Origin of the sequence: Acinetobacter pullicarnis (assembly GCF_006352475.1) — a bacterium.
Lineage (GTDB): Bacteria > Pseudomonadota > Gammaproteobacteria > Pseudomonadales > Moraxellaceae > Acinetobacter > Acinetobacter pullicarnis.
The window spans coordinates 2703326-2716691 of the sequence record NZ_VCMZ01000001.1 but is presented as its reverse complement, the minus strand read 5'-3'; the positions used below and the strand labels follow the sequence as shown (position 1 = coordinate 2716691).

Genomic DNA, 13366 nt, shown 5'->3' with positions numbered 1-13366 from the left:
CTATTCCTTCTGTTGGCTGCTAGGCTTGATCTTTGGCATTCTGACCAACAGGTGTATCTAGCCAGTCAACTTTCGTCATTTTACGAACCACAACAAACTCATCACGGTTGGTACCCACGGTGCCGTAGTAGTTAAAGCCCCACGATAGCTGTGCATAACCCCCGATCATGTGGGTTGGTTTTAAAACCGTTTTCGTCACAGAGTTATGAATACCGCCACGGAATCCTGAAACTTCAGAGCCCGGGACGTTGATGATTTTTTCTTGTGCGTGATACATCATGATCATGGTTTCAGGCACACGTTGACTGACCACCACACGCGCCGTGATGGTGCCGTTTTGGTTAAACACTTCGACCCAATCGTTATCCACTAAACCAATTTTTTGTGCATCGGTTTCAGAGACCCAAACGTGGGGTCCACCACGCGATAAGGTCAGCATACGAATGTTGTCGGAATAGGTACTGTGAATACCCCATTTTTGGTGTGGTGTTACAAAGTTCAGCACCAATTCTTTTTCACCATTTGGATAGTGACCGAGCATTTTGGCAGTGGTTTTTAAATCGACTGCGGGTTTGTAGACACAGAGTCCTTCACCAAAAGCACGCATCCATTGGTGATCTTGATAGAACTGCTGACGACCAGTGAGCGTTCTCCAAGGAATCAGTTCATGTACGTTGGTGTAGCCTGCGTTATAGCTGACCTCTTCACTTTCTAGACCAGACCAAGTCGGTGAGGAAATAATTTTTCTCGGCTGGGCTTGTACATCTCTAAAGCGAATTGAATCGTGCTCACGTGGTTTTGCCAGATAGGTATGATCAATTCCGGTATTTTGCGACAGTGCATCCCAAGCTTTTACCGCGACATGACCATTGGTTTCTGGGGCTAAAGTTAAAATCATTTCCGCAGCATCAATTGCGGTATTCAACATGGGTTGACCCTTTGCCACGCCTGCTGTTTTGACTTTATTTAATTTACGTAAAATTTCGACTTCGTGATCGGTATTCCAGTTGATCCCTTTACCCCCGTTGCCGAGTGTTTCCAGTAATGGGCCAATTGAGGTGAATTTTTCATAAATGGCCGCATAGTCACGCTCAACCACAGTCATAGCAGGCATGGTTTTACCTGGAATTGGCTCACATTCACCTTTTTTCCAGTCCAATGCATTGAATGCTTGTCCGAGTTCTTGTGGGGTGTCATGCATTAATGGGGTAAGTACCAAATCTTGTTGTACGCCTAAATAATCTTTCGACAATTCAGAGAACTTTTTCGCAAGGCCCTTATAGATTTCCCAATCGGTTTTACTTTCCCAAAGCGGTTGCACTGCTTCGCTCAGTGGATGAATAAAGGGATGCATATCGGAGGTATTCAAATCATCTTTTTCATACCATGTTGCGGTTGGAAGGACCACATCGGCATAAAGACAGGTGGTCGACATCCGAAAATCTAATACGGTCAGCAAATCCAGTTTGCCTTCTGCAGCAGGGCGAATTTTAATTTCTTTGGGTTGAATACAATCGGCTTCATCACTCATCACTGCATTTTGGGTGCCGAGTAAATATTTCAGAAAATACTCATGACCTTTACCCGAAGAACCTAAAATGTTGGAACGCCACACAAATAGATTTCTTGGGAAGTTGGCTGGATTGTCTGGATCATTACATGCCATATCAATCGAGCCATCTTTGAGACCTGTCACGGTATAGTCCACTGGATTGAGCCCTTGTGCATGTGCATCACGGGTAATATTCAGCGGATTTGATGAAAGCTGTGGTGCAGATGGCAGCCAACCCAAACGTTCTGATTTAACGTTGTAATCAATCATCGACATATTGGTCATTTCATGACCTTGAGATGGCGATAGGATCTCGTCCATTCCCAGTTTTTCATGACGCCATTGACTGGTATGCGCATAGAAGAACGATGTACCGTTCATTTGACGTGCTGGACGTTGCCAATCGAGACCAAATGCAAGCGGGGCCCAACCCGTTTGTGGACGCAACTTTTCTTGTCCAACATAGTGACACCAGCCACCCCCTGATTGACCGACACAGCCACACATCATCAACATATTAATAATGCCACGATAGGACATATCCATGTGATACCAGTGGTTTAGACCAGCACCAACAATCACCATCGATTTGCCTTTTGAGTCATGCGCATTTTGTGCAAATTCACGTGCGACTTGAATCACTTTCTCAGCAGCAACCCCCGTATGTTTTTCTTGCCATTTTGGGGTATAGGGAATGTCTTGATCGTAACGGGATGCGACATTTTCATCGTCTAAACCACGGTCAATCCCATAGTTGGCAATAGATAAGTCATAGACGGTGGCCACATAACAAATTTCGCCATTGCCCAGTTGGATTTTTTTCACAGGGACTTTGCGCACAATAATATCGGTTGCATCAGCACCCGCAAAATAATCGAAGGCCACATCTAAAATTTCATCATGGCTATCCATTAAACTGAGTTGTGCCTGAATATCCTGATTGGCACTATTTTCAGCTTTTAGATTCCATTGCCCTTTTTCACCCCAACGGAAACCAATCGAGCCTTTAGGGACTGCAAGGTCTCCAGAATTTTCATCAATCACCAAGGTTTTCCACTCGGGATTATTGTGTTCATCAAAATTAGCACTGAGCTGACTGGCGCGTAGATAATAGCTCGGTGTGTAATGGCCATCGTGTTTATTAAAAGTGACCAGTACTGGCATGTCGGTTAAGCGACGACAATAATCAGTGAAATAAGCCGATGGGTTTTGAAGGTGAAATTCTTTTAAAATTACATGACCCATCGCCATCGCAAGTGCAGCATCGGTGCCTTGTTTCGGTGCCAGCCACATATCACTGAACTTGACCATTTCGCCATAGTCAGAAGAAACAGCAACGGTTTTGGTTCCTTTATAGCGAACTTCAGTATAAAAATGCGCATCGGGAGTACGGGTCATTGGGACGTTTGATCCCCAGACCATCAAGAAGGTTGAGTTATACCAGTCTGCGGACTCCGCAACATCGGTTTGTTCGCCCCAAACTTGTGGACTAGATGGCGGTAAATCGCAGTACCAATCATAAAATGAAAGCGGGACGCCACCAATTAAACTGAGATAACGTGAACCTGCCGCATAGCTGACCATCGACATTGCAGGAATCGGAGAGAACCCAAAAACCCGGTCAGGGCCAAAATTTTTGATGGTATGCGCATTGGCTGCGGCAATCAGTTCATTGGATTCATCCCAATGACTGCGGACAAAGCCACCTAGACCGCGTTTAGATTTATATGATTTTGATAATTCAGGGTCATTAATAATGGTATTCCAAGCCGAAATTGGATCTTGGGTTAAGCGTAATTTACGCCAAATTTTTGCCAGATGACCACGAATCATGGGGTATTTAACCCGCTGTGCCGAATAGACATACCAACTATACGATGCACCGCGTGGGCAGCCACGCGGTTCATGATTGGGGAGATCAGGACGTGTGCGCGGATAATCGGTTTGTTGTAATTCCCATGTGATTAATCCATTTTTAACAAACACGCGCCAACTACATGACCCAGTACAGTTCACGCCATGGGTTGAGCGCACAACTTTGTCATGGCTCCAGCGGTTACGGTAGGCATCTTCCCAGTCACGACTTTCATTGCTTACCATTCCATGATCGTCTGAAAACGTTTCTTGCGTATGACTTAAAAAATTTAAGCGATCTAAAATGTGACTCATTTAATTCTCCGCCCAATACGACAGGCTTAATGGCTATCAGCTGATTTTAAAAAAGTGGCGGCTGAGTAACTATTCGTCAGAGGTAGCGGTGGGAGAATGAAAAACTAAGCACTTTGGCTTAGAGCCGATTACTCCCTTCAGAAATAAACAAAGCTGATCGGGCGCATGTGAGGGGAATGTCCGCTTGAATAGGGGGATGGCTGTCCAGAACAATTCATCCCAAGTGTTCATAGAACGCGGAAAATACATGGGTAATACATCGCGATTTAACTGGTGTATGTCGCAAGATCTATGTGTTATGGCGGGATGTTTTCACAGTTTATTCAGTGATTAAATACACAATGCGCCTCCCATTTTTACGTGGTGGCGCATTTTGTAGAGGCACGGATATGGATTGGCTAAATCAACATTTCACTTCCGCATTTTTACGTGCGTAATACCACCAGTTGATGATGATGCAGCTTGCATAGAAAACAATAAATATGATCAACGCCATGTGTGGGCTGCCGGTCATATCAATCGAGCTACCAAAGCTTTTGGGAATAAAGAAACCACCATAGGCACCCAGTGCACCCATGAAGCCAACCACAGCAGCGGATTCTTTGGCAGCTTCTGTTTCAGCAGCAATTAAATTACCACCGGTTTTTTTTGCTTGACGCTGATGAGTAATCGCAAAAATTCGTGGTGCTTGGGCAAAAGTAGAGCCGTTGCCAATCCCCGTGAAGGCAAAGAGCAACATGAAGCAAGCAAAGAATCCCCAGAAAGAACCCCCCACACCATTTTGGGGTAAAAACTGCATCACGCCGTAAACCGCAATAATCATCACCACAAAGCTGACTTGGGTCACTTTAGCGGCCGCAAATTTATCCGAGAGCCAACCGCCAATCACCCGCATTAAGGCACCGACCAAAGGCCCTAAAAAGGCATATTGGATCGGATTAACGTCAGGGAATTCTTGTTTGGTTAAGAGCGCAAAGCCTGCTGAGAAACCAATAAATGATCCGAAAGTACCAACATACAGCCAGCACATTATCCAATTGTGTTTGCGTTTAAAAATCACCATTTGGTCTTTAAAGGATGCTTTGGCCGAATCGATATCATTCATGCCAAACCAAGCCAAGACTGTAGATAACACAATGAAGGGCACCCAGACAAAACCTGCATTTTGTAGCCAGATCTGTTGGGTTGAGCCGTCTGCAAGGGTGACGGTTTGTGCATCGCCAGCGATCGCACCAAACAGCGCGAAGGTAATCACAATCGGGACGACAAACTGAACCACAGATACCCCAAGATTGCCGAGTCCTGCATTAATGCCCATGGCTTTACCTTTCTCCGACTTTGGAAAAAAGAAGCTGATATTCGACATAGACGAGCTAAAGTTTGCTCCCCCAAAACCACATAACAATGCCAAGATCACCATCACGCTATAACTGGTATTGGGATCTTGTACCGCAAAGCCCAAACCAATCGCTGGAATCAATAAGCTGGCTGTGGATATCGCGGTCCAACGTCGACCACCAAAAATTGGCACCACAAAAGAATAGAAAATACGCAGGGTTGCGCCCGAAAGTGCAGGGAGGGCAGCGAGCCAAAACAATTGGTTTTTTGAATAGCTAAAACCAATACTTGGAAGCTGAACCACAGCGACACTCCACACTTGCCAAATCGCAAATGCGAGTAACAGGGCAGGAACAGAAATCCACAGATTACGTCGTGCAATCGTTCGTCCCGTTTTATTCCAGAAGTCTTGATTTTCTGGCTGCCAAACCGATAAGTTTTTACTCATAACGAGACCTTTAGTTTTGTTTCAAGAGTTCTTTCTTTTGAAGGGGTTTAAATGAGAAATGCATCCAAATGAGACTGATACAGACACATCCGTACAACAGCATGAAGGAGCTCGAACGGATGCCGGTAAAATCGACCAAAAGGCCAAATAAAATTGGGAGCATAAAACCGCCTAAACCGCCCGCCAAACCCACGATGCCAGAGACGGTACCCATGTCTTCAGGAAAGTCATCTGCAATAAATTTGAAAACCGAGGCTTTACCAATCGCCATTGCGATGCCGACCACAAAGAGCACTGCGGTGAACATAACGACATTTAGCCCAATGTTGAACTGCATCACGCCATCTACGGTTTGGATTTGCATCTGGGTTTGCGGATAAGACAAGATGAAAAAAGCCACCCAACAGACCCACATCACGGCCCAAGTGACTTTATAGGCACCATATTTGTCTGAGAGCCAACCACCGAGTGCACGTAAAATCCCACCAGGTAAAGAAAAGCAGGCAGCCAGGAAGGCGGCTTGGGTTAAATTGAAGTGATATTCTTGTACGTAATAACTCACCATCCATAAGGACAGTCCGACATAACCGCCAAAAACAATTGAATAGTATTGGCAATAGCGCAGTACCGCAGGTTGCTTGATCAAGCGAAGTTGATCGGAAAGCTTGACCTTTTTCGCAGTCAAATGTTTGGGATCAGCATAGGTGGTGAACCAAAAGATCAGCGCAGTCACCAGTAAAACCGCTGAATAGACCGTTGGGACGAATGTCCAACCAAAGGCCACGATGAGGGTAGGTGCAATAAACTTATTGACGGCGGTGCCCGCATTTCCGGCACCAAAAATACCCATGGCCAGTCCTTGACGGTGCTGGTCAAACCATTTGGCAACATAGGGCGTGCCGACAGAAAAAGATCCACCAATCAAGCCCATCCATAAGCCTAGCGCTAAAAAATGCCAGTACTGTGTCGCGTACTGCAACAGGAAAACCGCAGGTATACAGGCAATCATCAGGATAAAAAATACAATACGACCACCATAACGGTCGGTCAAAATACCCAGTGGCACACGAATTAATGAGCCAGAGAGTACTGGCATTGCCGTTAAAACCCCAAATTGAGTTTGGCTTAAACCAAGCTGCGCTTTAATGGGGATTCCCAATACGGCAAACACCATCCAGATCATAAAGCAGACGGTGAAAGATAAAGTACTGGAGGCCAAGATACTGTTCGCTTTAAAGCGTTGAGATTTCATTTTTGCTCCACTGACGATTTGTCAGACCACATCTCATCAGCCTACGGGGATGTGGCCTGAAAAAAAATTAGGCATAGGAGCAACATGCATAAGGTGTTTGGCTAAGGAGGGACTACTTACTTTGACTGAGTACTTGGGGGAATATGCTAATCAATCATATTCTTAGCGTTGGATATCGAGATGAGATTGAAAGCCGTGCTTAAACTTGAATCATCTGATAAAACTTAAGTCATCTGGTAAAAACTTAAGTTACGAGGTAAAACTTAAATGAACATGTGAGGGGCGCAGCAGACCCTAATCTTTGTCTATCTCATGTTCAACTGCAAAAATCGCCGCTTGAACACGGCTGTGTAATTCGAGTTTTCTTAAAATATTTTGTACATGGACTTTGACGGTTGATTCAGCAATATTCATCGCCCGGGCGATGCCTTTATTGCTTGCGCCTTTTGCGAGGAACTGTAAGGTCTCTTTTTCACGTTGGGTCAGGGTTGACAGGCCAAGGTCGTCAGCGGGTTGCGTGGGACTGCGTAACTGTGAAATCAGTTTACTGGTCATTTCTGGTGAGAGGACGCTATCGCCATCAATGGCTTTGTAAATGCTAGAGACCAGAAAGTCAGCATCAATATTTTTTAATAAAAAGCCACGGGCACCGAGACGCATACATTCCATCAAGTCATCGGAGCTTTCGGACACCGTTAAAATTAAAATGGCAAGATTGGGCTGGCTGATTAAGAGCTGTGGCAAGGCCTCACGGCCACTCATGGTTGGCATATCAAGATCGAGCAGCACCACATCTGGGCGAAGTTGTTCGGCCAATTTAATGCCCATTAAGCCATCTGTCGCTTCGCCAATCACATTAAAATTTTCGATTTGACTGAGTAAAAAGCGCAGTCCTGTTCTAAATAAAGTGTGATCATCAATTAATAAAATATTGATCGTGGACATAATATTCCTTTAGCGTTGTTGCTGTTTGATGGTCGCCGAAATGGTTGTACCTTGCTGTAATGAAGAGCTAATCAAAAGCATCCCATTCACTTGAGTAATACGTTCCTGCATGATGGATAAACCAATATGATGCCCACTTTTTTCTCCAGTTTGCACTGGGTCAAAGCCAATCCCATTATCTTGAACAGATAAGGTAATATCCTGAATATTCTTAAAATCAATATCGACGACAGTTGCATTTGCATGCTTTCGAATATTAGAGAGTGCTTCTTGGGCAATAAAAATAAGCTGTAATTGCTGTTGTGGGCTTAAATCCGTACCTGTTGAAATAAAGTTAAGGTTGACTTGTGTATTGGTTTGCGCCTTAAAACGATCAATCACCGATTGTAAAAGGTCCTGAAAGGACTCTAAATTTAGTTTAAATCGAAAATTATTGAGTAATTCTCGGACATCATCGTAGCACTGCTGTACGCCTTGTTTTAGAAAATCCAAATGCTGATGAATATTTTCTTTTAGATCCTTATGGATGGATTGCTCCAGCATTTGCAATTGTAAATTTAGAAATGAAAGTGATTGGGCAATGCTGTCATGCAGACCTTGCGCCATAATATTTCGCTCTTCTAAAACCGCATATTGCTTATCTTTTAAAATGAGTCGGTTGTTTTTGAGTGCAATTGCAAGTTGGGTACATAATAAATGGATCAGGCGTAGCTCTGTGTTGATGGTGTTTTTATCTTCAAAATAGAGGGTTAATAATCCCAACGTTTGCTCACGCAGTTGAATCTTATAGACCGATAAGTGATCAATATTATATTTATGACAATGTAAATCTGGGGATATTTTTTCGAGTGGAAAAAATACAGCATTCGATTTATGTATACTCTGTCCGCAGAAGCATCCATTCACGTCCAAACAGCTTTTATTTTGCAAAAGCGCATCTGGTAAATTAATATTTGCTGAAATATCCATCTGTTGACCTTGCTGATTCAGTAATCGAATACTTGCACCACTGGCTTTGCTTAACTGTAAGATCGTTTCTAAAAATGTATGTACAGTGTCAGGGTTAATTGGCTCTTTATGCAAAAAAGAAGTGATTTCATATAAAGTCGAAAGCTCCTGATTATTGGTTTCTAAATCGATGGTTTTCTTTTTGACTAATTCTTCTAAGTTTTGATATAAATTTTCTAAATGTAATGCCATTTGATTAAAGCCTTCAGAGACCAAATGAAACTCATCATTGGTGTCTATATTTAATCGAGTGGTTAAATCTCCTTCAGTAATTTTTTGTAATCCAAGATTAATGGTCGAAAGTGGTTTAATAACTAATTTATTTAACAGCAGTAAAGAGAGTATTGCTGAAAGTAATGCCATCAACATGAGCATGATTTGCGCGATACGCATGATATGAATATTAAAGGTGTTTTCTAGTTCAATGCTTTTGACCAGCGCATCCAATTCTTTCACAAATAAATCGGTCGATGCTAAAAGTTGCGCATCGAAAGTATTATTTTTCTCGGCAGCATCAATATTTTTTTTAAATTGTACGAAGCTCTGATTCACTTGATTTAATGCCAATACATTATGATTATTGTGTTGCCAGTAGAGGGTTGCGGTTTTTAAGTTGCTTAAGCCTTGGAGTTTATTTTCAAAATGATTGAGCTCTGCTGTCAATTTTTCAGTTTGATCGGTTTGTAAGAGCAGCAGGATATAATAGGTTTGTTTGCGCAAACTACCAGCTGTATTAATTGCAACACCACGATCTTCTAGCCGCCAACTGATATTTAGGGTGAGGCCGACGAAAAATACAGCACCGATAAGCCAAATAACAATCGCAAAAATAAGTTTGCGTGGGAGATTATTTAATAAAGTCATAAGCTTTCTTTTTCAATATTTTTGCTGTTATGCGTTGAGTTGCGATTTTCACAATAGACCACTTTCATCATGGTTGTTCAGCGCTTAACGATTCCACTCACCGCTGCGTCCCCCTTGTTTATGAATGAGTTGAATATCGGAGATGGTCATCATTTTATCGACGGCTTTAAGCATATCGTAAATCGTCATGAGCCCGACATTTACGGCACAAAGTGCTTCCATTTCCACACCAGTTGGACCTGTGGTCTCGGTGGTGACCCGAATCAGTACCGCATATTGTTGTTCAAGCAGTTCAAAAGCCACCGCAACATGTGTCAGTGCCAATGGATGGCATAAAGGAATCAGGTTGGCGGTCTGTTTGCTGGCTTGAATCGCTGCAATTCGAGCGATCCCTAGTACATCTCCCTTGTGGGCTGTACCCATTTTTATACATTCAAATGCTTGAGATGAAAGGAAAATTTTACCTTGGGCGATGGCAATCCGTTGACTTGGATGTTTGTCTCCAACATTGACCATGTGTGCTTGACCATCTGCGTCAAAATGTGTGAGATTTTTCATTTTAGCTCCTCATTTTTCTAAATTTTACTACACCAAAGACTAAGCTTAATATAGGTCGGAGTAACTATTGCCATGCGATTATAGAATTTACTAAGATGATAATTCAGCTAATTTGTTAGAGTATGGCACAATGATTTATGTCAAATATTTTGGCGCAATGGCGGCAGAATTGGGAACTCGGATTGAAACGCTGCCATGGTCAGAAGGTGGCGATACGGTAACACTGGTGCGCTTATTAAGAAGTCGCAATGATCGTTGGAATAACGCATTAGCTGAAAATAAAATTTATAAAATTGTTGTTCAAAATGAAATTTGTCATCAAGTCACCATGATTCCAGATGGTGCAGAAGTGGCTATTTTACCGCCTGTTACAGGAGGCTAAGCATGACGGTCATTGTCAAAATTCAATCTGAAGCAATCGATATTGCAGCATGTATGCTTGAAGCAGATGGATTCACTGATGATTTTGGTGCACAACTCAGCTTTACGGGGTATGTCCGTCGTGATGATTATTGTGATCCTATTTCACATTTATTCATTGATCACTATCCTGTCGTGACTGAAAAGCAAATTACTAAAATTATTGATATTGCGTTGCAGCAGTGGTCGGTTAGCAATGTGATTGTGGTACATCGCGTGGAAAAAGTGAATGTCGGTGAAGCCATTGTCTGGGTGATGACCCAAGCAAAAAGCCGGGTGGATGCCTATGCTGCCAATGAATTTATTATGGATTATCTAAAGGTTTCTGCACCGTTTTGGAAAAAGGAATGCTTTGAAAATCTTGAAGAAAAATGGGTTGAAGCCAAAGTAAGCGATCAAGCAAAATTCCAAACATGGTGTGCAGCAAGGTGAATCGTTTCGGTGGATTAATCTTGGCTGGTGGCGAAGGTCGGCGCATGGGCTATCAAAATAAAGGCTTGCTGCAATTCGGTGAACAAAAGTTGATTGATCCGGCACTGCAATTGCTGCAGCACAACTGCCAATATGTAGCGATTAGCGCCAATCAAGATTTAGCTTGCTATCAAAAATTCGGGGTTGATGTCTTTACCGATATTGATCCATGGATTGGGTGTGGTCCACTGGCTGGGGTATGCAGTAGTGTTGTTAAATTTCCAGACACCATCGATTTTATTCAGGTTGTTCCTTGTGATTCTCCCTTTTTAAATCGAAGTGTGCTTGAAAAACTATATCAACAATTGATCGATTGCCAAGATGCGGCTGTTTATGCCGCTACTGCATCGCAGCAGCATCCGGTCATTTTTCAGTTTAGACGCTCTGCTTTGGCGCAGTTGCAGGATTTTTTAAAACAGAATCAAAAACACAGTATTCGGATGTGGCTCGCTCAGGTTGAAGCCAAAGCGGTATATTTTTCTGATGAGACATTATTTGCAAATATTAATGATGCGGCATCACTCCAACACTACACGCCATCTCCAGCGAGGCCAAAATGAGTTTAATGTCGTATGCGCTTGCTTTAAAAAATTTAATGGATGGTATTACTGCCATCAATACAACTGAAAATGTGGCCTTGCAGCAAGCACATGGCCGAATCTTATCGCAGGATCTTATTGCACAAGCAGATGCACCGCGCTTTGATAATAGTGCCATGGATGGCTATGCCATCTGTGGCTTAGCACGACAAACATGGCAATTAACCGATTATGTCGCAGCAGGCGAGGCGACTCAGCATATTCGATTACAGCCCGGGCAGGCGGTCAGAATTCTAACGGGTGCAGCCGTTCCACAGGGCACCGAAGCGGTGATCGCACAAGAAGACATCCAGCTTGAAGCCAATCAGATTTGCCATGCAGGGCCAGTGAAAGCCAGACAACATATCCGTTTTCAAGCAGAAGAATATGCCCAAGGCCATGTTTTGTATAAGGCCGATCAAGCCATCAATGCCGCTGTGGTTGGCGTTGCTGCAAGCCAAGGGATGACCCATTTAAGCTGTTATAAAAAAATTAAAATTACGGTTTTTTCCAGTGGAAATGAATTACAACCGATTGGTGCAGTATTAACTGAAAACCAAATCTATGACAGTAATTTGTATATGCTTTTAAGCTGCCTAGAGCAAAAATATTATACGGTGATTGATGGCGGGATTTTATTAGATCAAGTTGAATTTATTACTGAAAAACTCAAAGTAGCGGCAAGTGAAAGTGATGTGGTGATCATTTCCGGTGGCGCTTCTGTCGGCGATAAAGACTTGACCAAAGTTTGCTTAGCACAATTGGGTGAAATGCAACATTGGAAGCTTGCCATTAAACCCGGAAAACCATTTGCTTGGGGCAAAATTCAGCAAGCTAAAATCTTTTTATTGCCGGGCAATCCGGTGGCCAGTTGGGTGACTTTTCATATTTTGGTTGCACCTGCATTAAATAAATTGGCAGGGATCAACATCAATCAGGCCTTGCCTCAGCAGGTACAGGCACAAGCTCGATTTACACTCCATGCCAAACAAGGCCGCCAACAATTTTTACGCGGCACAATCAGCAGTGAAAATGGTCAATTGTATGCCGATATTCATGCTCATCAAGGCAGTGCGATGCTGGCAAACTGCGCTTTAAGCAATGCATTTATTATTGTTCCCGCCCAAGCAACAGTACAACAAGGGCAATCTATTCAAGCAATCTATTTACCTTTGGTGTAGGAGATAACGATGGAAAAGGTGAAAATTGGGCTGGTTTCAGTCAGTGATCGTGCCTATAACGGTGTTTATGTTGATCAAGGGTTGCCGGCATTAAAATTATGGCTGACCTCGGCATTAAAAAATCCATTCGAATGTATCGAAGTCTTGATTCCAGATGAACAAGATTTAATTGAGCAAAAACTCATTGAGCTTGTTGATCAGCAGGGCTGTGATTTGATTCTAACCACGGGCGGTACTGGGCCATATCCACGCGATGTCACCCCAGATGCGACATTAAATATTGCAGATCGTGTGATGCCCGGATTTGGCGAGCAAATGCGTCAGGTAAGCTTACACTTTGTGCCAACCGCGATTTTGTCGCGTCAATTGGGGGTGATTCGAAGAAATTGTTTGATTCTCAATTTACCGGGGCGTCCAAAGGCCATTGCAGAAACCTTAGCTGGGGTAAAAGACCATGCTGGGAACGTGGTGGTACATGGTATTTTTGCCGCCGTGCCGCTGTGTATTGATGCGATTGGTGGGCCATATATTGAAACCCATCATCAAATTTCAGAAACGTTTAGGCCTAAAAACTTTGCATAA

11 protein-coding genes are annotated in these 13366 nt (G+C 43.2%); 5 read left to right on the top strand and 6 right to left on the bottom strand.

The window, feature by feature from the left end; genetic code table 11:
• Nucleotides 1–19 precede the first annotated feature (19 nt).
• The 6 genes from FD716_RS11965 to moaC all read right to left on the bottom strand — a co-directional run bounded on the left by FD716_RS11965 (nt 20) and on the right by moaC (nt 10134).
• A complete protein-coding gene (locus FD716_RS11965) occupies nt 20–3721 on the bottom strand; it encodes a nitrate reductase subunit alpha (RefSeq protein WP_139852548.1) in 3702 nt (1233 codons plus the stop codon).
• Between the two features lie 403 nt (nt 3722–4124).
• Entirely contained in the window at nt 4125–5507 is a 1383-nt protein-coding gene (locus FD716_RS11960; protein WP_139852547.1) for a NarK family nitrate/nitrite MFS transporter, read from the bottom strand.
• 10 nt (nt 5508–5517) lie between these two features.
• Nucleotides 5518–6759, bottom strand: a complete 1242-nt coding sequence (locus FD716_RS11955; RefSeq protein WP_125298094.1) for an MFS transporter — start codon at nt 6757–6759, stop codon at nt 5518–5520.
• A gap of 294 nt (nt 6760–7053) precedes the next feature.
• Complete coding sequence (locus tag FD716_RS11950) at nt 7054–7704, bottom strand: response regulator (RefSeq protein WP_139852546.1); 651 nt, start codon at nt 7702–7704, stop codon at nt 7054–7056.
• Nucleotides 7705–7713: 9 nt separating this feature from the next.
• On the bottom strand, nt 7714–9576 hold the full coding sequence (locus FD716_RS11945; protein ID WP_139852545.1) for a histidine kinase: 1863 nt from the start codon (nt 9574–9576) through the stop codon (nt 7714–7716).
• A gap of 84 nt (nt 9577–9660) precedes the next feature.
• Nucleotides 9661–10134, bottom strand: a complete 474-nt coding sequence (gene moaC, locus FD716_RS11940; protein WP_125298099.1) for a cyclic pyranopterin monophosphate synthase MoaC — start codon at nt 10132–10134, stop codon at nt 9661–9663.
• A 130-nt stretch (nt 10135–10264) separates the two neighbouring features.
• On the opposite strand from moaC, the gene FD716_RS11935 reads away from it, so the two are divergent.
• The 5 genes from FD716_RS11935 to mog are packed head-to-tail and all read left to right on the top strand — an operon-like array spanning nt 10265 to nt 13366.
• Complete coding sequence (locus FD716_RS11935; protein ID WP_139852544.1) at nt 10265–10516, top strand: MoaD/ThiS family protein; 252 nt, start codon at nt 10265–10267, stop codon at nt 10514–10516.
• Between the two features lie 2 nt (nt 10517–10518).
• A complete protein-coding gene (locus tag FD716_RS11930) occupies nt 10519–10986 on the top strand; it encodes a molybdenum cofactor biosynthesis protein MoaE (protein ID WP_139852543.1) in 468 nt (155 codons plus the stop codon).
• Complete coding sequence (locus FD716_RS11925; protein WP_171425412.1) at nt 10983–11585, top strand: molybdenum cofactor guanylyltransferase; 603 nt, start codon at nt 10983–10985, stop codon at nt 11583–11585. Before FD716_RS11930 ends, FD716_RS11925 begins: the two co-directional genes overlap by 4 nt.
• Nucleotides 11582–12784 (top strand): molybdopterin molybdotransferase MoeA, encoded by a 1203-nt coding sequence (locus tag FD716_RS11920; RefSeq protein ID WP_139852542.1) that lies wholly within the window; start codon nt 11582–11584, stop codon nt 12782–12784. The genes FD716_RS11925 and FD716_RS11920 overlap by 4 nt, the downstream gene beginning before the upstream one ends.
• Before the next feature lie 9 nt (nt 12785–12793).
• Complete coding sequence (gene mog, locus FD716_RS11915; RefSeq protein WP_125298107.1) at nt 12794–13366, top strand: molybdopterin adenylyltransferase; 573 nt, start codon at nt 12794–12796, stop codon at nt 13364–13366.